Source organism: Kribbella sp. NPDC055071 (assembly GCF_053608045.1).
This window is the reverse complement of record NZ_JBSGUS010000047.1, coordinates 1-21,729: the sequence shown is the minus strand read 5'-3', so window position 1 is coordinate 21,729 and position 21,729 is coordinate 1. Positions and strand designations below refer to the sequence as shown.

Genomic DNA, 21,729 nt, shown 5'->3' with positions numbered 1-21,729 from the left:
GGACAGACCGAGCAGGCAGCCCCTACTCGGTAACCCACGAATCTGTGTGAGTGAGGCCCCGGCCCGCAACCCCGCCACCACGACGACGTCACCACGACGACGTCACCACATACCGTCTAGCCCTTCGTCGTGCGATCGAGCCAGTCGAGATAGCCGGAGGAACCAGCGGTGATGGGCATCGCCGTCACTTCAGGGTTGCTCCAGGAGTGGTTCTCCAACAAATGAGCCTCGAGCTCGGCGTACCGGTGCTCGGTGGTCTTGAGCAAGACCTGCCACTCCTCGCCCTCGCCGTACTGGCCTTCATGCCAGAAGACCGAGACGACCGGGCCAACGACTTGCGCTCCCGCAGCGAGGCCAGGTCCTACTGCTGACCCCGCGAGTTGGACCGCCTCGTCACGGGTCGCCGCCGCTGTCGACACCTGCAGGTACCCAGCCATGCGGCCGAGTCTAGGTCCGGCATCGGTTGCCGCGGACGATGACGCGGTGCGTGTACGTCGTTGGTCTGGGTGATGAGCCCGGCGCTAACACCTCGGCCAACTGCAAGGGAGCAGACGGCCCTGTGTTGCGGGTGCCTGGCGGAGTGGATGGGGGCGGTAGCACAGGGCTGTTGATGAAGCGCGATGAGCGCGCAAGGAAGGCGGGTGGGAGTGGTCGCTGTAGCACGCGACGGAGGAGCGCGCGTAGCGGGCGCGGTGGGTGGACCACAGTTCCCGGGAGTACGAAAAAGCCCAGGTCAGCGGGCTGATCCTGGGCTTTCGGTTTGCGCGCTCGGAGGGATTCGAACCCCCAACCTTCTGATCCGTAGTCAGATGCTCTATCCGTTGAGCTACGAGCGCTGGGACAACGTCGAGTAACGATACATGGCGGCGGCGCGTCTAGGCCAATCGGCTCTTGCGGTGCGGAAAGGGGCGTACGGCGGGGTGGCCTGGGTGGCGGGGGGTGGGGCCCTACGATCCGGGGCATGGGTATCGAGGACTTGCTGGGTGGGCGGGATCTGGGGGATGTGAAGAAGGCCGTTGGGTTCGTGATGGAGAACTCCGACGACTTCCAGAAAGTGCTGAATCTGGTGCGGGAGCTGCCGGACGACGCGCTCGGGTTGATCGGGAAGCTGCCTGAGTTGCTGAAGACGATCGGGTCTGGGCTGGCCGAAGCCGGTGAGCAGGCGGCCAAGGCGGCCGGGGCTCTGGTTGGGGAGGACGGCGAGGGTGGGGCGCGGAAGGCGCTGACCGGTAGTGCGGGCACGATGAACGCGGCGAAGGACCGGCTGAAGGATGCGGCCGGGATGTTCTCGGGGCTGGCTGGCGAGCTGGACAAGATCCCCGGGATCGGCGATGCCGCGGCGAAGAAGCTGAACGACGGGAGCGGGCAGATCGGCAGCGTCGCGGACGAGGTCGAGAGCCTGGCCGGGAACCTGCAGGATCTGTCCGGGATCCTCGCGACGGTCGGCGATGCGCTCAACGGCCTGGGCGCGAAGCTGACGGAGTCCGGCGGGTCGGTTAAGACGCTCCTCGACTAGAACCAGTTGGACACGGACAGACGCTGACGTCTCCAGGTCAGCTGGAACCGGCGGGATGTTGGCGTGCGTCTCAGGCCGAGGTTGGCTGAATTCTGAGGGAGGACCTTCGCGTGGCTAGGGTCACGGGTGTGGCGAGTCGATTGGTGCGGCGTACGGCGATCGCGTGCGGAGTGGCTGCGGTTGCGGGAGCTGGGTTCGGGTTCGCCGTCGGCGAGCCGGTGCAGCCGGAGGACATCGTGCCGGCGCGATCGATGCCGGCCGACCTGTGCGCGCGGATCGGGGACGTGTCGGCGTTGTTGCCCTCGGCATCTAGTAGGCCCGAGCCGGTCGTCATGGTGCAGGGCGGCAAGACCTCGGTCAGCTGCGAGGCAGGCACCAGCCGCGGCAAGGTCGCCCAGTATGCGGCCGGCGCGGTGACGGTCGTGATCACCGCGTACGGCGGAATGGACGCCGGCGCCGGGAATTCGCCGTTCACGCCCGAGCAGGTGGCGAAGAAGACCTTTACCCGCTCGCCGATGACCGCTGTGGCGGACCGGCCGTACCCGACCAAGGCCAGGCGAGCGCCGAAGGGTGATGCCGGTGAATCGTGGACCGTGCAGACCCTCGTGCAGCGCGCGGATCTCGTCGTACAGGTCGATTACACGGCCAACCCCATCAACGCGGACACGGCTCAGCAGGCGGCGTTGGCGCTCGCTGACCGGGCGATCTGGGAGGCGAAGTGAGTAACAGCTTGCCAGAGATCCCCGGCTACCAGCTGGATCAGCGACTCCTGCAGCACCCGCTGGCGGAGTTGTGGCACGGTCGCACGTTCACCGGGATGGAGATCGTTGCCCTGGTCTTGAGCGAGGCCGGCGCGCGCGACGCGTCGGTGCGAGACAGGTTGGTGTCGGCGAGCCGCACCGCCGCTCTCGAACCAGGCCGCCTCGAGACCCCACTGTGGGCGGCCAACTTCAACTCCGAACGCCCGTACGCCGTCACACAACTCATCCCCGGCCAGTCCGGCGCCGAACGTCTACTCGACCCACTCGACGGCATCCTCGGCAACGACGACGAGTCAGTGCAGGCGGTCCGCGCCCAGTTCAGCCAGTACGGCGCAATGCCGCCGGCCGCCGACCAGCTCCCGTCGTACGTCGACCACCCACAATCCAGCCCAGCCACGCAACAACCCAACCCAGCCGCACCGCAACCCGAACAGCCGATCCAACCCGAGCAACCCGCAGCGGTGGGCGTCGCGGGAAGGCTGGGTAAAGGTGTCTATGTAGTTGCCGCAGTCATCGTTCTGATCGTCTTCACGGTGACCTACTCCGTCGGCACAGCGATCGGCAGCGCCGTGAAGGACGACCCGACCGCAGCACCGCCCGCCGCGGCCGTCTCGCCGAGTGGCTACCCGACGCCCGTCCTCCTGCCCGCGATCCCCAAAATCACGACAGCGCCCTACAAGCGACCGGACGGATCCCCCGGGGTCGTCGGTGCCACGTACGCCGCCGACGCCGACCTGCAGGTGATCACGAACGCCGAGCTCCCGTTCGCGCTCGGCTGGCCGCGGCCGCCGGAGGTGGTCTTCCTCGGCGAATCGTCGACGATGGTCTACCGGCGGATCCTGACCCACTCCGACTTCGTCAAGGGTGGACTGAAGGGCTCACTCGACGCGCGGATCGCGCTGCACCCCTGCGCGAGTCTCGCCGGTTGCCTGGCCGACCGAGCGTCGTTCGACCAGCAGTGGACGAAGGTCTACAAGACAGTGGCACCCACGACCGCCAAGGACGGGCGGACCTGGCTGACCGTCCACGCCCAAGCCCCGTACGCGGTGATGATGACGAGGGCGTATGAGAGCGGCGGCCGCTGGTGGCTGGTCGGCGCCGCGGTCACCTCCGCCACTCCGGGCGAGGAGCCCGACGTCCAACGGATCCTCAACGACATCTGGCGGCAGACCAGCTGATCCACCACAAAATCTCCGGAACGGCCCGCGCATCCCGCGCGGGCCGTTCTCATTTTCACAAGGTTCACCGGAAAGCGGTTGTCGCCGAAACATTGTGACCGGGTTCACGTTCAGCGCCTTCCACGACATGCGCCGAGTCGCGTACCGTTAGTACCACTTGCACACTGGTATACGTCCACTGGACGCACTGGTATGCGACAGATCACACCGCCAGCCAGCTGAATCGCACCGCCGGAGACCCCGGCGGCCGACGCCGTACCCCCCTCAGCGTCGAGGGACCGGGCGGACGCCGGGTCCGACAGCCGAGAGGGAATGAGCCGCCGATGACGACCATCGCCAACCCGACCCGCACCAAATCCGCGACCCACCCAGCGTCCACGGAGTCGGCGGCCGAGACGCCGTACGACCTGACGCACGCGCCGACCCGTCACGCCGGCCTGCTGGCCTGGGTGGCCGAGGTCGCCGCACTGACCCAGCCCGACCGGATCCACTGGATGGACGGCTCGGACGAGGAGTACGCGAAGCTCACCGCGGAGCTGATCGAGGCCGGCACGATGGTCCGCCTGAACGACGCGAAGAAGCCGAACTCGTTCTGGGTACGCACGGATCCCTCGGACGTCGCCCGGGTCGAACAGCGCACGTTCATCTGCTCGGTGGATGAAGAAGACGCCGGTCCGACCAACAACTGGATGGCGCCGGCCGAGATGAAGGCGCTGATGACCGAGCTGTACCGCGGCTCGATGCGCGGCCGGACGCTGTACGTCGTTCCGTTCTGCATGGGTCCGTTGACCGCGGACAAGCCCATGTTCGGTGTCGAGATCACCGACTCGGCGTACGTGGTCGCGTCGATGCGGATCATGGCTCGCACCGGCACCGAGGTCCTGCAGAAGATGGGCACCGACGCGCAGTACGTGCCCTGCCTGCACTCGGTCGGAGCCCCGCTGGCGGACGGGCAGAAGGACGTGCCGTGGCCGTGCAACGACGAGAAATACATCGTCCAGTTCCCCGAGGAGCGGACGATCTGGTCCTACGGCTCCGGGTACGGCGGTAACTCGTTGCTGGGCAAGAAGTGCTACTCGCTGCGGATCGCCAGTGCGATGGCGCGCGACGAAGGCTGGCTGGCCGAGCACATGCTGATCCTGAAGCTGATCTCGCCGGAGAAGAAGGTCCACTACGTCGCGGCCGCGTTCCCGAGTGCGTGCGGCAAGACCAACCTGGCGATGCTCGACCCGACGCTCGAGGGCTGGGAGGTCGAGACGCTCGGCGACGACATCGCCTGGATGCGCTTCGGCGAGGACGGTCGGTTGTACGCCGTGAACCCGGAGTTCGGCCTGTTCGGTGTTGCCCCCGGCACCGGCTGGAAGACCAACCCGAACGCGATGCGCACGATCGAGAAGGGCAACTCGGTCTTCACGAACGTCGCACTGACCGACGACGGTGACGTGTGGTGGGAGGGCTACTCGCCGACCCCGCCGAACCACTTGACCGACTGGAAGGGCCGCGAGTGGACGCCTGAGTCGGGCGAGCTGTCCAGCCATCCGAACAGCCGGTTCTGTACGCCGATCACCCAGTGCCCGATCCTCGCCGACGAGTTCGACGACCCGAACGGCGTCCCGATCTCGGCGATCATCTTTGGCGGCCGGCGCGCGACAACGGTTCCGCTGGTGACCGAGGCGCGGGACTGGGCGCACGGCGTGTTCATGGGCGCGACGCTGTCGTCGGAGACCACGGCGGCCGCCGTCGGCCAGGTTGGCGTCGTACGGCGTGACCCGATGGCGATGCTGCCGTTCCTCGGGTACGACGCGGGCAAGTACTTCGACCACTGGCTGACCGTGGGCAAGCAGCACGACGCCGCGCAGTTGCCGCAGATCTTCTACGTGAACTGGTTCCGCAAGGATGACGCGGGCAAGTTCGTCTGGCCCGGGTTCGGTGAGAACAGCCGGGTGCTGAAGTGGGTCATCGACCGGATCGAGGGTCAGGCCGACGCGGTCGAGACCCCGATCGGCCGGGTGCCGGCGCCGGGCGCGCTCGACGTCTCCGGGCTGGACCTCAGCACGGACGCGCTCGACATCGCGCTGACCGTGGACGCCGAGGAGTGGAAGGCCGAGATCCCGCTGATCGAGGAGTGGTTCGCCAAGCTCGGCGACACCGTGCCGACGGAGCTCAAGGTCGAGCTGGACAACCTGAAAGCTCGCCTCGGCTGAGATCTCCGGTTGCTGAGTCGGAAGCCGGCAACCGGACCCGCAAGCGCGGCGCCCCGACACCATCGGGGCGCCGCGCTGTGACGGATCTCCAGGCCATCACAATCGTCGTCCAGTGCAGACCTCACGCCTGACCTCGGCCAGACCCGTGGATTGTGATGGCCTGGAGATCCACCCAGTCAGGTTGAGCCGGCCGTCAGGGCCACGCGGTCGGCGGGGAGGCGGAGGGTTTGCTCGTGGCCGGCTGGGTCGACGTACTGGACCAGAGCCATCCAGCCGTCGGCGCAGTGGGGGCGGCCGATGAGCCAGGCCGAGGTCCAGGTGGTGCCGAGCTTGATCGACACGTGGGCCGGCAACCCGAGCTCGAGCAGGAGCCTTGGATCTGACACCGGAACTGCCATCGCGGGAGCTGTCATGTCTTCACCTTTCGGATCGACTGCCCGCTCCTCACTGTGACCTCGCACCCGGGCATGTTCTGGAGTACCCGCTGAATATCTCGGACACACCACCGCCGCATCACAGCACCGACCCGTTTCACCGTTCGGCCGATCGGGACGCTGGGTAGGTTGAGCGCATGAAGATTGGCGTGATGCTTCCGCTCGGCGACGGAGACGGTCCCACCGGCGGGAAGCCGAGCTGGAACGACGTACGCGAAGTTGCCGAGGGCGCCGACCTGAGCGGGCTGGACTCGGTCTGGATCGCTGACCACTTCCTGTACCGCGATCCCGCTGGCCAGGTGTACGGGATGCACGAGGCCTGGACGCTGCTGACTGCCGTCGCCGCGAGTACGACGAACGTCGAGCTCGGCACGATGGTCCTCTGCGCGTCGTTCCGGGACCCGGGGCTGACCGCGAAGATGGCTGCGACGCTGGACGAGGTGTCTGGCGGGCGGTTGATCCTCGGGGTCGGGGCTGGGTGGCACGATCCGGAGTACGAGGCGTTCGGGCTGCCGACCGATCATCGGGTCGGGCGGTTCGAGGAGTGGCTCGAGATCGTGGCGCGGATGGTTCGGGGTGAGACGGTCACGTTCGACGGGACGTACCACCGGGTCAAGGAGGCGGTCCTCGATCCGGCGCCGCCGCACCGGATCCCGATCCTCGTCGCCGGCGGTCGGCCGCGGATGATGCGGCTGACGGCCGAGTGGGCTGACGCTTGGAACACTGCCTGGTACGGCGCCGCCGACGAGAAGGTCGATGCGAAGCTGGCTGTGCTCCGTGAGGCGCTGGATGGGGCCGGAAAACCCGCTGACGCGGTCGACGCCACGGTCGGAATCGTCGTCCGCGACCCTGACCAGCCGGCCGTCGCGGACCCCGATCCGCGGGCGATCGCCGGCTCGGTCCAGGAGTTGGCTGACGCGTTCTCGGCGTACGAAAAACTCGGCATCAGTCACTTGATCGTGTCGCTGGAACCGATGACACGGCGCTCGGCCGAGCGGGTCGCCGAGGCCAAGCAGTTGATGGGTCGGTGACCGGCTGAGGATCCGCTTTGCCGCCGACCCGGTCGACCCGATAGTCTTGGCCGTCGTCGCATCCCCTCACGGGGATCGTCGGAGGAGGCGTCGCCTAGTCCGGTCGATGGCGCCCGCCTGCTAAGCGGGTTGAGGGTAAACCCCTCTCGCGAGTTCAAATCTCGCCGCCTCCGCTCCTGGGAGCTCCCTGTCTGCGAATCGCGCAGACCTAGGGAGCTCCGGGTGTTTTCTGGGGGCGGAGCCCCCAGACCCCGCCCCGGAGGGGCTTCGCCCCCCGGACCCCCCGGGCGCTGCCGGGCTCGGGTTGTCGGCGGGGTGCGGCGGGGTGCAGGCTGCTGTTCAGGTCGGGCTGCGCCCGGGAGTTGTCACTGTGGGTGGTTGGGTGGTGCTTTGGGGGTGTGGGGGGCGGGGGTTGTAGTCTGGCGGGCACGACGGGGGTCGCTAGCATCACGTCAACCAAACGGGTGCCGTGTGCGTCAGACGTACTGTGGGCAGTTGCCAGCGGTCCACGGGATGCCGCCACGTCGTCGATCAGGGAAACGGAGCCATGTCGCGGAGTACTCGCGCAGCGGGACGTAGGTCGGCCCCTCGTGCCAACCGGTCCCGGCACCGCTCACCGCGGGCACGCACGGCCTCGAAGGCCATCGGTCTGACCCTGCTCAGCGCTCTCGTCCCCGGCTCCGGCCTGGTGATGGGCGGGCGACGCAAGCTCGGCGCGTTCGTGCTGACGATCAGCATCGGGCTGCTCGTGGTCGCCGCGTACGTCGGCCTGACCCAGCGTGACTCGATTCTCGCCCTCGCCGTCTCGCCCCGGCAGCTGCTGATCGCGACCGCCGCGGTCGTGCTGCTGGGCGTGTGCTGGATCTGGGTCGTGGTCGCCTCCCACAAACTGCTCCGCCCGGTCACGATGACCTACACCGGCCGCCTGGCCGGCTCGATGTTCGTCGGACTGCTCTGCTTCGGCATCGCCGTACCGACGACTGTCGCCGCGCAGACCGTGATGGCGCAGCGCGACCTGGTCGGCAGCGTGTTCCAGTCCGAGGGCAACTCCAAGAGCGCGACCCGCCCGAAGGTGAGCAACCAGAAGGACCCCTGGGCGGACACCCCCCGGCTGAACCTCCTCCTCCTCGGCGCGGACGACGGCGCCGGCCGGACCGGGACCCGGACCGACACGGTGATCGTGGCCAGCATCGACACCAAGACCGGCGACACCGCCCTCATCTCGCTCAGCCGGAACTGGATGCGGATGGAGTTCCCCGCCGACTCGCCGCTGCACAAGGTCTACCCGGACGGCTACTGGGACCCGAGCAAGGGCAACGTCGAGCAGCCGGAGTTCTACCTGGACTCGATGTACGACAACGTCCCGAAGGCGCACCCCGGGATCCTCGGTCAGACCGACAACGAGGGCGCGGACGTCGTCAAGCTGGCGGCGAGCGCGACGCTCGGCCTGGACATCGACTACTACATGCAGGTCAACCTGGCCGGTTTCCGCCAGATCATCGACGCCATCGGCGGGATCACCGTCAACGTCAACTACAAGGTGCCGATCGGTGGCGACTACGGCGACGGCCCGGGTTCGAACACCGCGAAGAAGCCATCCGGCTACATCCAGCCGGGTCCGAACCAGAAGCTCGACGGATACCACGCACTCTGGTTCGCCCGCGGCCGGTACGGGCTGAGCGACCCGTCCCGCCAGGAGCGGCAGCGCTGCACGATCCACGCGCTGGTGAACAGCGTCAACCCGGGCACCCTGGTGACGAAGTACCAGGAGATCGCCTCGGCGGGCAAGCAGGTGCTCCGCACCGACATCCCGCAGGAGATCCTGCCCGCGTTCATCCAGCTCGGCCTGAAGGTGAAGAGCGCGAAGGTCACCAACGTCGACCTGGACAAGAACAAGAACTTCCCGACCGGCAAGAACCCGAACTACACCGCGATGCGGGAGATCATCCAGAACGCGATCGCCCCCAAGACCAAGCCGGTCGCCTCCACCCCGTCGACGCCGGTCAAGACGACCAAGAAGCCGACCACCAAGACGACCCCGAAGACGACGACGACGCCCGGTGCGGCGGAGAACCTGAACGACGCCTGCGCCTACGACCCGAGCCAGACCGGGACCAACTGACAACATCCGGACATTTCGGGTCTGAACGACCCCCTGGCTGGGAACACTTGACCGCACTGGAACCGAGTCACACCTGGGGGTGACTGTGCGGCGTTCGATGGTGATCGCGGTAGGGATCGCAGTACTGGCCTGTGCGGGCTGCAGCGGCGATCCGGAGAGCGGCGACGCGAAAGCGCCCGCCACCACCCCGGCCGGCGGCAGTACGACGAGTGCTCCACCGCCGTCCACGAAGCCGTCGCCGAAGCCGACGGTGAAACCGACCCCGGTGGCGCTGACGGTCCCGCTGTACCAGCGCGCGATGACGAACGTCGACAAAACCCTGAAGCCCTATGTCACCAGGGTGATGAAGGCGCAGACCGTTGCCCAGTTCGACTATCAACGGTCTCAGTTGGCGAAGGCCGTCGTACTCGAGCAGGGGCTGCTGGCAAAGATCACCCCGCCGCGCGGGCTGGTCGGCGCGCACCCGGCGGTCCTCGATGCGTTCGACGGCTACGCGGGCGACGTGAGTGCGAACCTTTCGGCCGTCGGGTCGACCAAGACGAGCTGTAATCTGCCGAAGCCCCTCGACGTCCGGCTGTACCAGGCGAAGGCCGGCGTCCGGACGGCGTACGTGGCACTGGCGCAGAGCGTGCAGAAGTCGGTCGGCAAGGGCGTCAAGTTCGGCGCGCTGTCCGTCCCGCCGGCGCTGGCGGCACCGGCGGTGCTCAACGGGCGTGGGACCAACGGCGACGTCATCCAGCGCTCCGGCGCGCGCGGGCCCGGCACCCTGAAGATCTCGAACGCCGGTGGCGACGTGGTGATCGTGGTGACCAACAGCAGCCCGAGGACGCCGCAAGCCTCGATCTACGTGCGCTCCAACAAGAGCGCGACGCTGAGCGGGATCCGCGGCGACTACTGGGTCTACTTCAAGGGTGGTTCCAGTTGGGACGCCGCCAACCGGCGCTTCACCGAGGACTGCTCGTACCAGAAGTACGACGACCGTTTCGACGGCTCGTACGACTGGACGATCAGCCTGACCAAGACGCCGTTCGGCAATGCCCCCACCTCGGACACCGACGCGTTCTGAAACCCCGCGGCGGGCGGGCACGTCCGGCGATGAGATCCTGTGGCGATGCGTACGACGTACCGGATGCGAGCGGGCAGGTTCCTCGGGATCCCGGCCGCTGGGCTGATCATTCTCGGCGTGGCGGCGGTCCTGTGGGCCGTCGGGCTGCCGGCCGTGGCGGTCTCCGTGTTCGTGACCCTGGGCGCGCTGATCGCGGTGGCCGGGGTGTGGATCCTGGCCTTTCCGCCGAAGGTCGTGAAGCTGCGGGACAGCGGCATCGAGGTGCGCGGCGTACGGACGTCCTGGACCGACATCACCGAGGTCGGCCGGGTGGAGACCACACATGGCGCGGCGATCGCGCTCCGGACCAAGCATCCCGACGACGCCGTGCTGGTGCCGCTCTCCTGGCTCGCGCCCGGCCGGGCCGAGAGCCTGGAAACCACGCTGCGCGACAAGCTGAACGCGGCCCATGGGTACACGATCTGGGACGGCACTGCCCCGGACGAGGCGGATCGCGCAGAATAATGCAGCCGCCAATCTAAGGAGCTCGCGTGCTGTCCTTCGACCTGTCGTACGACGAACTGATCGCCTACCCGGGCACGAACCCGCGACCCGCGGACTTCGACCAGTACTGGGACAAGGCGCTGCTGGAGCTCGACGGTGTCGACCCGCAGACCGAGTTCGTCGACGCGACCGACTTCCCGCTGACGACGGCGACCGCGCAGCATCTGTACTTCAACGGCACCGGCGGATACCGCGTGCACGCGAAGGTTGTCCGCCCTGCGGAGCCGACCGGGCCGGCGGTGCTGCTGTTCCATGGGTACGGCGGTGAGCAGCCGGCGTGGGTCGACATCCTTCCGTACGCGGCCCGTGGGTTCACGGTCGCGGCTCTCGACGTACGCGAGCAGGTCGGGTTCCGTACGGCGTCACAGGCGCCGAACAGCTTCTCCCTGCACAACCACCTCGTCCACGGTCTCGACGACGGGCCGGACGGGCTGCTCTACCGGCACGTCTTCCTGGACACCCGCCGGCTCGCGGACATCATCGGCGGCCTGCCGGAGGTGGATGCCGCGCGGATCGCGACGACCGGATGGAGCCAGGGCGGCGGACTCAGCCTGGTCGCGGCCGCGCTGACGCCGTCGATCAAGTACACCGCGAGTGTGTTCCCGTTCCTGTGTGACTACCAGCGGACCTGGGACCTCAACCTGGAGAAGGGCCCGTACGACGAGATCGTCACGTGGTTCAAGAAGCGCGATCCCAGGCATCTGCGTCAGGACGAGGTGTTCACGACCCTCGGCTACATCGACGTACAGAACCTCGCCCCCCGCATCCAGGCCGAGGTAACCCTCTTCGTAGGCCTCGAAGACCAGACCTGCCCGCCGTCCACCCAGTTCGCCGCCTACAACAAGATCACGTCACCCAAGGAAGCCCGCCTCTACCCAGACTTCGGCCACGACGACCTCCCCGGCGCCCACGACGACATCTACCAACTCATCAGCACCAAGCTCTGAGATCCTCCTCGGCGGCTGCGGGTCAGGTGGGGATCCAGGTGGGCCACCATGGGGGGATGTTGCCGGGGCAGGTGCCGGGGGAGGCTGCGGGGGTGCCTTGCCAGGAGAAGAGGGCCAGGTCGGCGATGGCGATCGCGATGGCGGCGGCGACGAGGGAGAAGAGGAAGGCCTTGCCGGCGTAGCGGAAGACGACGTTGAACAGGACCAGGTTCACGATCAGGGCGAGCGGCAGGCCGAGGAACAGCAGGGTGAGGCCGTTCGGCACGCTGCCCGCTACGTCGACGTGACACGCCTTCCAGGCGCGCGAAGTGATCACGACCAGCCCGAACGCCGTCCCACCGCCGACGACCACCGCCAGGAACGACTCGCCCCGGCTCCCCTTCGCAGCAAACGCCATGAACTCACCGTAGGTGATCCAGCGGACCAGTGACGACTCCGGCCGCGCCTTCACACTGCATAATCGAGACCATGGATCGTTGGCCGAGCAGTCCCTACCGGGTAGGGATCTCGGGCTGGCGCTACCCACCTTGGCGGAAGGTGTATTACCCGGACGGCCTGCCGCAACGGGCCGAGCTGGAGTACGCGTCCAGGCGGCTGAACTCGATCGAGCTCAACGGCTCGTTCTACTCACTCCAACGGCCGACGTCGTACCAGCGCTGGTACGACCAGACCCCGGACGGATTCGTGTTCGCGGTCAAGGGGCCGCGGTTCGTCACGCACCTGAAGAAGCTGGCCGATGTGGACGCGCCGCTGGCGAACTTCTTCGCGTCCGGAGTGCTTGCTCTTGGCAACAAGCTCGGTCCGGTGCTGTGGCAACTACCGCCGACGCTCGGGTACGACGAGGCCAGGTGCGCGGAGTTCTTCGCGAAGTTGCCGCGGACAACCGCCGCGGCCGCGGAAGTTGCCAAGGGCCACGACGAGCGGATGGAGGGGCGCGCGTTGCTGGAGTGCGCCGTCGACATCCCCCTCCGGCATGCGATCGAAGTACGGCACGCGAGCTTCGAGACACCAGGCTTTGTCAAGCTGCTTCGCGAGTACGACGTAGCACTGGTCTGCGCCGACACGGCCGGCAAGTGGCCGATGCTCGACGACGTGACCTCGGACTTCGTCTACGTCCGGCTGCACGGTGCCGACGAGCTCTATGTCAGCGGGTACGACGAGAAGGCCCTGGACCGCTGGGCCGACAAGATCCGCACCTGGCACGACGGCGGTACGCCGACCGACGGCAAGACGATCGGAACGTCGCGCGCCCGCCGGCGGAAGCGCGATGTCTTCATCTACTTCGACAACGACGTCAAGGTACGAGCGCCCTTCGACGCCGAGTCCCTGGCCCGCCGACTCGGGATCACTTCGGCGGATACCGAAGCATCACGGGCTTAGCGTCTGTCGCATGGCAGATAATCCTGGAGCACTGGTGGAGCAAGCGGTCCAGCGTTCGCTCGAGCTGGTCGTCACCTGGCCGGCGTGGGACGGGCAGCCGCTGACGTCCGACGACGACCGGACCTTCACACCCCACAAGGCGGTCCGCCGGATCGCCGACCACCTGATCGACCACCTCGCCGAGGTCGAGGCACTGCTCGCCGGCGTGCCGACGCAGCCCGACGAGTGGCAGGCTTCGGCGCTCACGAGTCGAGCCGACCTCGCGCCGTTCACGGTCGACGACGCACGCGAGGCCGAGCAGCGACTGCGCCGGCTGGGCCGGACGTTCACCCTCCGGTACGCCGCTCTCGACCCCGCCGAGTGGGACAAGGACCGCACCCCCAACTGGACCCTTCGCCAGATCGCCGAGCACCTGACCGAGCTCGATTGGTACGCCGAACAGGTCGGCCGGCTGTAGGCGGAGCTCCAGGCCATCACAATCGGGCTGTCGGGGCGGCCGCACGCTCAACTCCGGCTGGTGCCGGCGATTGTGATGGCCTGCAGCTCCGCATCGTCAGAACAGCCGGACTCCGACAGGCTCCTCGAGCTCTAGGAGGAACTGTTTGCGCTTGAGGCCGCCTGCGTATCCGGTCAGGGATCCGTTCTTCCCGACCACCCGATGGCACGGGATCACGATCGACAACGGGTTCTGGCCGACTGCCTTGCCGACGGCTTGGGCCTGGGTGCCGAGGCGTGCAGCGATCTCGCCGTACGTCGTGGTCTCGCCGTACGGGATCTCCTCGAGGACCGACCACACGCGCCGCTGGAACTCGTCTCCGCGCAGGAGGGTCGGGATGTCGAAGCTGGCCCGCGCGCCGGTGAGGTATTCGTCCAGCTCCGAAGCAGCCGCCGCGATGACCGGGTCGGTGGGTTCGACCCGGTGACCGAGGACTTCCGGCGTCGGCTTCACCCAGTGGTGCGGGAAGTAGACGCCGACCAGTGCGTTGTCGGAGGCGACCAGCGTGAGGTCACCGATCCGGGTGCTGACGATCGCATGCCTGTTCATGTGAATAGAACGCGCCAGCACCCGGACGTGTGAGGCTCAGGACCCGATGCGCTCGCGGGTCCGCTGCCGGAAGCTTCGGCCGACCGTCGTCCAGTCCTCATGCTCCAGCTCGGCGACCGCGATCCCCGGCACGTCATCGGCCTCCGTCTGCGCCACCCACGCGCCGCGCGGGTCGACCACGCCCGACTTGAGACCGCCGTCGGCGTTGACCGGGACGGACAAGCTGACCCACGCCGTGTTGTTCACCGCGCACCCGCGGGCCTGGACGCCGATGTGTTCGTGATGCGTGACTCCGGAGGTCGAGTACGAGACGAGCACGGCATCGACGCCGAGCGCGTCGTACTCGGTGAAGAACTCCGGGAACATCACATCCAGTCCGAGCGCCAGCCCGAACCGGAACCCGTCCACGTCGAACGTCACCGGCTGCGTGCCCGGCGTGTACATCCAGGTGACCTTGGTGGTCGACAAGGCGCGCTCGTCGTACCGCGCGACCACCTTCCCCTGGTCGGAGACGACGTACACGCTGTTGTGCGGCCGCGCATCCGGAAGCGGGTGGATCGACGGGATCACGGTCCAGATCCCGAGCTGCTTCGAGAGTGTGACGACCTGGTCGAGCTCGTCCTGCAGGACCGCCCAGTCGGCCCGGGTCCAGTCGGACGGGCCGATCTCGTCCGGGCCGAGCGACGACATGATCACCTTGCTGGGGAAGCTGAGCGCGCCTTCGGGGAGGTGGACCAGGCGGGCACCCGCCGCCGCGGCCTGCTTCATCAGCGAGCGGACCTCGGCGCCGCCGGCGCGGAGAAGCTGAGGGTCAGTTGGATCTTGGTGGACCGTCGACTGGGCGACGGCGATCCGTACGGTGTTGCTGTCCGGCATGTCTTCTCCTGAGGGAGTTGGACGGAAGTGCCGGAGGGCAGCCGTGTAGGACTCGCCGGTTTTGGCGGCACGGGATCGGACCCGCTGCTTGAAGTTCCTGTGCGCTGTCATCTGGCCTTCCACGCACTCGTCCGCGATCCCCCAGCGATCCCGTCCGAGGCAGAGACCAGGACGAGCGGCCCGAGACAGGAAGTCCCTTTGCCTTCTCGAGGTGACCAGGCTGGGGCCGGTCGACGAAGGTGAGGCGCGGGCCGCGCCGGAACCACATCCTCTCCGACGACCCGCCGGTGGTCAAACACCGGCGCGGCATAAAGTCGGACCTGAATGCGGTTGTCCTCAAAGAGCACCGGTCGACGAGCTAGGGAGTACACAGGGTGAGCATTCGCGTCGGGTACAAGGCATCGGCGGAACAGTTCGGGCCACGAGACCTGGTCGAGTACTCGGTCCGGGCCGAAGAGCTCGGGCTCGACAGCGTGACCGTGTCGGACCACTTCCTGCCGTGGCGGCACGAGGGCGGGCACGCGCCGTTCGCGCTGGCCTGGATGGCGGCGGTCGGCGAGCGGACCAACCGGGTCCTGATCGGGACGTCGGTGCTGACGCCGACCTTCCGCTACAACCCCGCGGTGATCGCGCAGGCCTTCGCGACCCTCGGCATGCTGTATCCGGGCCGCGTGATGCTCGGCGTCGGGACCGGCGAAGCGCTCAACGAGATCGCGGTCTCCGGGATGGAGTGGCCCGAGTTCAAGGAGCGGTTCGCCCGGCTGCGTGAGGCGGTCCAGCTGATCCGCGACCTGTGGACGCAGGACGGCATCAGCTCCGAGGGCCCGTACTACAAGACCGTCGACGCGTTCATCTACGACCGGCCCGAGACCCCGCTCAAGGTGTACGTCGCCGCCGGCGGGCCGCTCGTGGCCAAGTACGCGGGCCGCGTGGGCGACGGCTTCATCGCGACGTCGGGCAAGGGCATGGACCTCTACACCGACAAGCTGATTCCCGCCGTCAAGGAAGGCGCGGAGAAGGCCGGGAAGAAGTTCGAGGACATCGACCGGATGCTCGAGGTCAAGGTGTCGTACGACCGCGACCCGGCGGCCGCCCTCGAGAACACCCGCTTCTGGGCGCCGCTGTCACTGACGCCGGAGCAGAAGCACAGCGTGACCAGCGCGACCGAGATGGAGCGGCTGGCCGACGAGCTCCCCATCGAGCAGGTGGCGAAGCGCTGGATCGTCGCGTCCGACCCGGAGGAGGTCGTGCAGCAGTTCCAGCCGTACGTCGACGCCGGCTTCAACCACTTCGTCGTCCACGGTCCTGGTCAGGATCAGGAGCGTTTCCTCACCCAGTTCACCTCCGACGTTCTTCCGCTCCTGCGCAAACTGGGCTGACAATCACCTGGTGGGCGATTACGAGATCCTGCAGGACAGTGACCCGCGGTGTGCCGAGCTGGAAGCAGCCGGCTACCGCGTGGTCGCGGAGTCCTGGGCGGTCCGCCTGCTGGCCCCTGACCGCGAGTTGCTGGAGTCCGCCGTACTGCGGGCAACCGCCGGCGGACTCACCATCCGCGAACTGGGTGTCGAGGCGGCCGAGGCTCTTCACGGCCTGGAGAAGACCAACGAACCCGACTACCCCAACACGCCCGCAACCCACCGGGTCGTCGGCGATCTCGCCACCATCCGTGAGTTGTGGCCCGAGCATCGCGTCTTCGGTGCCTTCGACGGCTCACGTCTCGTGGGTGCGACCGTCATCCGTTCTCATCAGGGGTTCGGCGACACCGCCTTCACGTCCGTCCTTTCGTCACACCGCCGCCGGGGGGTAGCTCAAGCCGTCAAAGCCGCGTCGATCCTCGCGTTCTTGGACGTCGGCATCACCCGCTTCAGCACCGGCGGGGCCGCCACCAACCAGGCCAGCCTGCAGGCCAACCAGTCCCTCGGCTACGAGCTCACCGAACGGTGGCGCACGTACGCCCCCTAGTCCCTGGGTCCTGGTCCCGGCGTCAGCGGAGGTCGTCTGACAGAGCCTTGGCGGCCTGGGTGAGGAGCGGGACCGCTCGCTCGACCAGGTCCTCGGTCATGCGGCCGGCTGGGCCGGAGATGGACATCGCCAGGCGGGTCGGGGCGTCGGGGACGGCGACCGCTACACAGCGGACGCCGACCTCCTGTTCGCCTTCGTCAGTGGCATAGCCGTGTTCCTCGGCCTTACGCAGCTGGCTGGTGAAGGCATCGGCGGTGGTGAGGGTGTTGTCGGTGTGCTGCGGCATCCCGGTGCGGTGGAGGAGGTCGCGGACCTCGGATTCGGGCAGCTGGGCGAGGATCGCCTTGCCGACGGCGGTGCAGTGCGGGAGGACCCGGCGGCCAACTTCGGTGAACATCCGCATCGAGTGCCGGGACGGGACCTGCGCGAGGTAGACGATCTGGTCGCCGTCGAGCATCGCCATGTTGGCGGACTCGCCGAGCTCGTCGACCAGGTGCGCCAGATGTGGGCGGGCCCAGACGCTGAGCATGTGCGAGGAGCTCTCGCCGAGGCGGATCAGCTTCGGGCCGAGGACGTACTGCCGGGAGGGTTCTTGACGCAGGTAGCCGAGGTCGACCAAGGTGCGAACCAGCCGATGGATCGTCGGCAACGGCAGCCCGGACTCCGCGGCGAGCTGGGACAGGCCTATCATCCCGCCCGCGTCGGCCATGGTCTCGAGCAGGCCGAAGGCGCGCTCGATGGACTGCACACTGCCGGTGCGGGGCTTCGCTTCCGTCATTCTGATCTCTCCACACTTCCGGATGGCGGAAGTCTAACCTCAGATGTTGGAAGACGAGGCGCTTGCGACTTCCACAAAGCAGATACTAGTCTCCGCGATACGGAATTCCGACCTCCTGGAGGGCAGTCGCATGAGCTTGGATGACCTGATCGGCGCGCTGGATCGGCGGCTCGCGGACGCCGACGCGGCGCTGGCCGCGGAGTACCCGGGCGACCGCGGCGTCCGCCAGCCGGTCCACACCGTCTACGTTCCCGCCGATCGGTACGACGCTCGGACGGTCGGCGACTGGGGTGCGCAGGCACTCGAGGCTGCCGATCGGCATGGGTTGGTCGAGGTGGTGGAGCAGGCGGACCAGGTCTACGAGCGAGTGACCGCCAAGCTCGAGCGCGAGCCGATCGAGGATCTCCGGATCGACTTCGAGGACGGGTACGGCGCGAGGCCGGACGACGAGGAGGATGCGGCAGCGATCGCGGCCGCCCGCGTCCTGGCGGAGACCGTGCAGGCCGGCGACGCGCCGCCGTACAACGGGCTGCGGATCAAGTCGCTCGAAGCGCCGACGCGCCGACGCGGTGTGCGGACGCTCGACTTGTTCCTTCGGGAGTTGGCGAAAACAGGGATCCCGGATGGCTTCGTGATCACGTTGCCGAAGGTGACGTCGGTCGAGCAGGTCGAGGCGATGGTCGTCGTACTCGCGGAGCTCGAGCGGGCGCACGCCGTACCTGAGCTGAGGTTCGAGATCCAGGTCGAGACCCCACAGGCGATCCTCGGATCCGACGGCACCGCGTTGATCGCCCGGATGCTCAAGGCCGGGCATCCACGCGTCACCGGACTGCATTACGGCACCTATGACTATTCGGCCTCGCTCGGGGTGGCCGCGGCGTACCAGAGCATGGAGCATCCGGTCGCCGACCACGCCAAGGACGTCATGCAAGTAGCCGCAGCGGGGACCGGCGTGTTCGTCTCCGACGGCTCCACCAATGTGCTCCCGGTCGGCGACAACGTGCACGCGGCTTGGCGTCTTCACCACCGGCTGGTACGACGTTCGCTCGCGCGCGGCATCTATCAGGGCTGGGACATGCATCCCGCCCAGCTCCCGACCCGATTCGTCGCGACCTACCTCTTCTACCGCGAGGGTCTGGATGAAGCCCTGAATCGGCTCAAGGCCTACCTGGGTCAGGGTGAATCCGGCTACCTGGACGAGCCCGCGACCGCGGCGGCCCTGGCCGGCTTCGTGCTCCGCGGCCTCGACTGTGGTGCCGTCGATCCGGGCGAGATCGGCGTCGACCTGGCAACACTCTTCACGCTGGCCCGCCGCCCGATGCCGGCCGCGGGTTAGCCTCGCGACATGCGACTGGTAGCGGAGTTCACCACCGAACCGTTCGACGTCAAAGGATCACCACCCGCGCACGCGACCGAAGCGCTGCGGGCGGCGCAGGAGGCCGGGCTCGAGTGCGAGTTCGGCCCGCTCGGCACGCAGGTACGCGGCGAGCAGGAGCTGCTGCTGCCCGCGATGTCCGGCGTACTCCAGGCCGCGTTCGACAGCGGCGCGAACCAAGTCACCCTGCGCATCCATCAGGTCGATGAGCTCGGTGAGCCGTTGGTTGCCCTTCGGTCGCAGAGCAAGGGTGGCGTGGACGCGCTGATCGCCGAGGTCGCCGATGAGCTCGGCGGGCCGCTGCACACGCTGTCCCGGACCGACAAGCAGCAGGCGGTGCTGCTGCTGGAGGCGCGCGGCGCCTTCGAGTACCGCAAGTCCGCGGAGATCGTGGCCGAAGCACTCGGTGTCACCCGCTTCACGGTCTACAACTACTTGAACCGCTCCCGATGAATTTCAACAAACTGTTGACGATCGGGTGAAGGACCTGCCACGCTCTCGGCAGACGGAAAGTTGATTTCGGGATTCGAGAAGGTGTGATCCGTGGACCTGCAGGAGTTCAACTCCGCTCCGGCCGACCGGCTGCGACCGATGCTGGCGGCCTGCTGTGACGTTCCCCTGTGGGTCGACGGGATCCTGGCCAAGCGCCCGTACGGCGAGCTCACCGTGCTGCTCGCGGTCGCCGACCAGTCGCTGCGAGAGCTCGACGACAACGAGGTCGATCGCGCCCTCCAGGCCCACCCGCGGATCGGCGACCGGGCCCAGGGTGCGAGCACCGAGGCGGCCTGGTCGCGCAAGGAGCAATCCGGGGTCGGCGACGATCCCGACGTACGGGCAGCAGTTGCCGAGGGTAACCGTGAGTACGAGGCACGATTCGCTCGGGTCTTCCTGATCTGCGCCACCGGGCTCACGGCCCAGGAAATACTGACGAATCTGCGCGGGCGCCTGACCCACGACCCGGTCGCCGAGGCTCTCGTCGTACGGGAAGAGCTTCGCAAGATCGCACTGCTTCGACTGGGCAAGGTGGTGGACGCATGAGCAGCCTCAGTACCCACGTCCTGGATACGGGCCTTGGGCAACCAGTTGAGGGGATGCCGGTCCGGCTCTACCACGGTGACGTCGTCCGGGCGACCGGTACGACGGATGCCGACGGGCGCATCGCCGAGCTGGATGCCCAGCTCGAGCCGGGCATCTACCGACTCTGGTTCGACGTTGCCGCTCGCAACCAAGACTCCTTCTTTCCTGAGGTCTCCGTCACCTTCACGGTCACTGACGAGCGGCACTATCACGTGCCGTTGCTGCTCAGCCCGTTCGCCTTCTCCACTTACCGAGGGAGCTGATCCGAGATGACCATCCGCCTGGGAGCCAACCAGTACGGCAAAGCCGAGAGCCGCGTCGTTCGCATCTACCGCGACACACCGCGTCACCAGATCCGCGACCTGAGCGTCTCGTCGGCCCTCCGCGGCAACTTCGAGGCCGCGCACACCACCGGGGACCAGAGCGACGTCCTGCCGACCGACACGCAGAAGAACACCGCCTTCGCCTTCGCCAAGGAGAAGGGGGTCGGCGCGATCGAGGACTTCGCGCTGACCCTCGGCGCGCACTTCCTGGACGCGTCACCCGCGGCCGAGGGTGCCCGGATCGAGGTCGAGGAGTACGCCTGGGACCGGATCTCCGTCGACGGCGCCGGCCACGACCACTCCTTCGTCCGGGCCGGCAGCGGCGTGCGGACGACGGTCGTCAACGTCGAGGGCCGTGGTGACGAACAGCAGCGGTACGTCGTGTCCGGCATCCGCGACCTGACCGTGCTCAAGTCGACCGGCTCGGAGTTCCACGGATTCCTCAAGGACAAGTACACGACCCTGCCGGAGACCGACGACCGCATCCTCGCCACCTCGCTGGTCGCGCGCTGGCGCTACGACCACACCGAGGTCGACTGGGACAAGTCGTACGACCAGATCAAGACGTTGCTCCTCGAGCAGTTCGCCAAGATCCACAGCTTCGCCCTGCAGCAAACCCTCTACGGCATGGGCGAAGCCGTCCTGGAACAGCACCCCGAGGTCGCCGAGATCAAGTTCTCCGCCCCCAACAAACACCACTTCCTGGTCGACCTGACCCCGTTCGACGTCGAGAACCCAGGAGAAGTCTTCATCGCCGCCGACCGCCCCTACGGCCTGATCGAAGCAACCGTCCTCCGCGACGACGCCACCACCCCCGGCGCCGCCTGGCACGCCACCCCCGGCTTCTGCTAACCGGACACCACTCCACGGCGGCTAACCCGACGCCGCTGCGCGGCAGCTGACCCGACGCCGCTGCGCGGCAGCTGACCCGACGCCGCTGCGCGGCAGCTGTCTTGTTGCCGCCTTCGGCGGGGCGCGAAGTGCTGGTATGCCGCTCATCTGGTTTGCGCGGAGGGACTGTGGTGGCGCGGTCTCCGGGCTGCGTGATGGTGCTGGTCGCGGTGGTGTGCGTCAAGGGCGCCTTCGGCGTCGCTGCGCGATCTTCGAC

General features: G+C 67.7%; 24 protein-coding genes and 2 tRNA genes. 19 read left to right on the top strand and 7 right to left on the bottom strand.

The window, feature by feature from the left end; all coding sequences use genetic code 11:
* Nucleotides 1-116: 116 nt before the first annotated feature.
* Together cutA and ACWF4Z_RS37605 are read right to left on the bottom strand one after the other, a co-directional pair.
* Nucleotides 117-437, bottom strand: coding sequence for a divalent-cation tolerance protein CutA (gene cutA, locus ACWF4Z_RS37610; RefSeq protein ID WP_452248017.1), 321 nt, complete (start codon nucleotides 435-437; stop codon nucleotides 117-119).
* A 326-nt stretch (nucleotides 438-763) separates the two neighbouring features.
* Nucleotides 764-836: transfer RNA gene (locus tag ACWF4Z_RS37605), tRNA-Arg, on the bottom strand.
* 125 nt (nucleotides 837-961) lie between these two features.
* Here ACWF4Z_RS37605 and ACWF4Z_RS37600 point away from each other — a divergent pair.
* The 4 genes from ACWF4Z_RS37600 (at nucleotide 962) to ACWF4Z_RS37585 (ending at nucleotide 5,659) form a co-directional block, all read left to right on the top strand.
* On the top strand, nucleotides 962-1,516 hold the full coding sequence (locus ACWF4Z_RS37600; RefSeq protein WP_452248016.1) for a hypothetical protein: 555 nt from the start codon (nucleotides 962-964) through the stop codon (nucleotides 1,514-1,516).
* Nucleotides 1,517-1,644: 128 nt separating this feature from the next.
* The gene (locus ACWF4Z_RS37595; RefSeq protein ID WP_452248015.1) at nucleotides 1,645-2,238 is read left to right on the top strand and encodes a hypothetical protein; all 594 of its coding nucleotides are present in this window, start codon (nucleotides 1,645-1,647) and stop codon (nucleotides 2,236-2,238) included.
* Nucleotides 2,235-3,455, top strand: coding sequence for a hypothetical protein (locus ACWF4Z_RS37590; RefSeq protein ID WP_452248014.1), 1,221 nt, complete (start codon nucleotides 2,235-2,237; stop codon nucleotides 3,453-3,455). Before ACWF4Z_RS37595 ends, ACWF4Z_RS37590 begins: the two co-directional genes overlap by 4 nt.
* A gap of 323 nt (nucleotides 3,456-3,778) precedes the next feature.
* Nucleotides 3,779-5,659 carry a phosphoenolpyruvate carboxykinase (GTP) gene (locus ACWF4Z_RS37585; RefSeq protein WP_452248013.1) on the top strand — a complete coding sequence of 627 codons (1,881 nt, stop codon included), beginning with the start codon at nucleotides 3,779-3,781 and terminating at the stop codon, nucleotides 5,657-5,659.
* Between the two features lie 176 nt (nucleotides 5,660-5,835).
* On the opposite strand, the gene ACWF4Z_RS37580 is transcribed toward ACWF4Z_RS37585, so the two are convergent.
* Nucleotides 5,836-6,072 carry a hypothetical protein gene (locus ACWF4Z_RS37580; RefSeq protein ID WP_452248012.1) on the bottom strand — a complete coding sequence of 79 codons (237 nt, stop codon included), beginning with the start codon at nucleotides 6,070-6,072 and terminating at the stop codon, nucleotides 5,836-5,838.
* 158 nt (nucleotides 6,073-6,230) lie between these two features.
* Between ACWF4Z_RS37580 and ACWF4Z_RS37575 the strand changes: the two genes are divergently transcribed.
* From ACWF4Z_RS37575 to ACWF4Z_RS37550, 6 genes are all read left to right on the top strand, one after another.
* Complete coding sequence (locus ACWF4Z_RS37575; protein ID WP_452248011.1) at nucleotides 6,231-7,124, top strand: LLM class flavin-dependent oxidoreductase; 894 nt, start codon at nucleotides 6,231-6,233, stop codon at nucleotides 7,122-7,124.
* Between the two features lie 83 nt (nucleotides 7,125-7,207).
* Nucleotides 7,208-7,297: transfer RNA gene (locus ACWF4Z_RS37570), tRNA-Ser, on the top strand.
* 374 nt (nucleotides 7,298-7,671) lie between these two features.
* Nucleotides 7,672-9,246: an LCP family protein gene (locus ACWF4Z_RS37565; protein ID WP_452248010.1), complete on the top strand. Its 1,575-nt coding sequence runs from the start codon at nucleotides 7,672-7,674 to the stop codon at nucleotides 9,244-9,246.
* A gap of 97 nt (nucleotides 9,247-9,343) precedes the next feature.
* The gene (locus ACWF4Z_RS37560; protein WP_452248009.1) at nucleotides 9,344-10,312 is read left to right on the top strand and encodes a hypothetical protein; all 969 of its coding nucleotides are present in this window, start codon (nucleotides 9,344-9,346) and stop codon (nucleotides 10,310-10,312) included.
* Nucleotides 10,313-10,357: 45 nt separating this feature from the next.
* Nucleotides 10,358-10,816 (top strand): hypothetical protein, encoded by a 459-nt coding sequence (locus ACWF4Z_RS37555; RefSeq protein ID WP_452248008.1) that lies wholly within the window; start codon nucleotides 10,358-10,360, stop codon nucleotides 10,814-10,816.
* Between the two features lie 26 nt (nucleotides 10,817-10,842).
* Nucleotides 10,843-11,802 carry an acetylxylan esterase gene (locus ACWF4Z_RS37550; RefSeq protein ID WP_452248007.1) on the top strand — a complete coding sequence of 320 codons (960 nt, stop codon included), beginning with the start codon at nucleotides 10,843-10,845 and terminating at the stop codon, nucleotides 11,800-11,802.
* A gap of 22 nt (nucleotides 11,803-11,824) precedes the next feature.
* On the opposite strand, the gene ACWF4Z_RS37545 is transcribed toward ACWF4Z_RS37550, so the two are convergent.
* Nucleotides 11,825-12,199: a hypothetical protein gene (locus ACWF4Z_RS37545; RefSeq protein ID WP_452248006.1), complete on the bottom strand. Its 375-nt coding sequence runs from the start codon at nucleotides 12,197-12,199 to the stop codon at nucleotides 11,825-11,827.
* Nucleotides 12,200-12,270: 71 nt separating this feature from the next.
* Between ACWF4Z_RS37545 and ACWF4Z_RS37540 the strand changes: the two genes are divergently transcribed.
* Both ACWF4Z_RS37540 and ACWF4Z_RS37535 read left to right on the top strand, forming a co-directional pair.
* Complete coding sequence (locus tag ACWF4Z_RS37540) at nucleotides 12,271-13,182, top strand: DUF72 domain-containing protein (RefSeq protein ID WP_452248005.1); 912 nt, start codon at nucleotides 12,271-12,273, stop codon at nucleotides 13,180-13,182.
* Nucleotides 13,183-13,192: 10 nt separating this feature from the next.
* Nucleotides 13,193-13,639 (top strand): hypothetical protein, encoded by a 447-nt coding sequence (locus ACWF4Z_RS37535; RefSeq protein ID WP_452248004.1) that lies wholly within the window; start codon nucleotides 13,193-13,195, stop codon nucleotides 13,637-13,639.
* A gap of 96 nt (nucleotides 13,640-13,735) precedes the next feature.
* On the opposite strand, the gene ACWF4Z_RS37530 is transcribed toward ACWF4Z_RS37535, so the two are convergent.
* Nucleotides 13,736-14,227 carry a methylated-DNA--[protein]-cysteine S-methyltransferase gene (locus ACWF4Z_RS37530; protein ID WP_452248003.1) on the bottom strand — a complete coding sequence of 164 codons (492 nt, stop codon included), beginning with the start codon at nucleotides 14,225-14,227 and terminating at the stop codon, nucleotides 13,736-13,738.
* A gap of 36 nt (nucleotides 14,228-14,263) precedes the next feature.
* Nucleotides 14,264-15,103 carry a carbon-nitrogen hydrolase family protein gene (locus ACWF4Z_RS37525; protein WP_452248002.1) on the bottom strand — a complete coding sequence of 280 codons (840 nt, stop codon included), beginning with the start codon at nucleotides 15,101-15,103 and terminating at the stop codon, nucleotides 14,264-14,266.
* 374 nt (nucleotides 15,104-15,477) lie between these two features.
* Between ACWF4Z_RS37525 and fgd the strand changes: the two genes are divergently transcribed.
* Complete coding sequence (gene fgd, locus ACWF4Z_RS37520) at nucleotides 15,478-16,482, top strand: glucose-6-phosphate dehydrogenase (coenzyme-F420) (protein WP_452248001.1); 1,005 nt, start codon at nucleotides 15,478-15,480, stop codon at nucleotides 16,480-16,482.
* A 10-nt stretch (nucleotides 16,483-16,492) separates the two neighbouring features.
* Nucleotides 16,493-17,068, top strand: coding sequence for a GNAT family N-acetyltransferase (locus tag ACWF4Z_RS37515; RefSeq protein ID WP_452248000.1), 576 nt, complete (start codon nucleotides 16,493-16,495; stop codon nucleotides 17,066-17,068).
* 22 nt (nucleotides 17,069-17,090) lie between these two features.
* Here ACWF4Z_RS37515 and ACWF4Z_RS37510 read toward each other — a convergent pair whose 3' ends face one another.
* Entirely contained in the window at nucleotides 17,091-17,846 is a 756-nt protein-coding gene (locus ACWF4Z_RS37510) for an IclR family transcriptional regulator (RefSeq protein ID WP_452247999.1), read from the bottom strand.
* A 130-nt stretch (nucleotides 17,847-17,976) separates the two neighbouring features.
* Between ACWF4Z_RS37510 and ACWF4Z_RS37505 the strand changes: the two genes are divergently transcribed.
* The 5 genes from ACWF4Z_RS37505 to pucL all read left to right on the top strand — a co-directional run bounded on the left by ACWF4Z_RS37505 (nucleotide 17,977) and on the right by pucL (nucleotide 21,473).
* Nucleotides 17,977-19,182 carry a DUF6986 family protein gene (locus ACWF4Z_RS37505; protein ID WP_452247998.1) on the top strand — a complete coding sequence of 402 codons (1,206 nt, stop codon included), beginning with the start codon at nucleotides 17,977-17,979 and terminating at the stop codon, nucleotides 19,180-19,182.
* Between the two features lie 9 nt (nucleotides 19,183-19,191).
* Nucleotides 19,192-19,674, top strand: a complete 483-nt coding sequence (locus ACWF4Z_RS37500; protein ID WP_452247997.1) for a helix-turn-helix domain-containing protein — start codon at nucleotides 19,192-19,194, stop codon at nucleotides 19,672-19,674.
* Between the two features lie 90 nt (nucleotides 19,675-19,764).
* Nucleotides 19,765-20,259 carry a 2-oxo-4-hydroxy-4-carboxy-5-ureidoimidazoline decarboxylase gene (gene uraD / locus ACWF4Z_RS37495; RefSeq protein ID WP_452247996.1) on the top strand — a complete coding sequence of 165 codons (495 nt, stop codon included), beginning with the start codon at nucleotides 19,765-19,767 and terminating at the stop codon, nucleotides 20,257-20,259.
* Nucleotides 20,256-20,561 (top strand): hydroxyisourate hydrolase, encoded by a 306-nt coding sequence (gene uraH, locus ACWF4Z_RS37490; protein WP_452247995.1) that lies wholly within the window; start codon nucleotides 20,256-20,258, stop codon nucleotides 20,559-20,561. Before uraD ends, uraH begins: the two co-directional genes overlap by 4 nt.
* A gap of 6 nt (nucleotides 20,562-20,567) precedes the next feature.
* Nucleotides 20,568-21,473: a factor-independent urate hydroxylase gene (gene pucL / locus ACWF4Z_RS37485; protein ID WP_452247994.1), complete on the top strand. Its 906-nt coding sequence runs from the start codon at nucleotides 20,568-20,570 to the stop codon at nucleotides 21,471-21,473.
* Nucleotides 21,474-21,729: the final 256 nt, after the last annotated feature.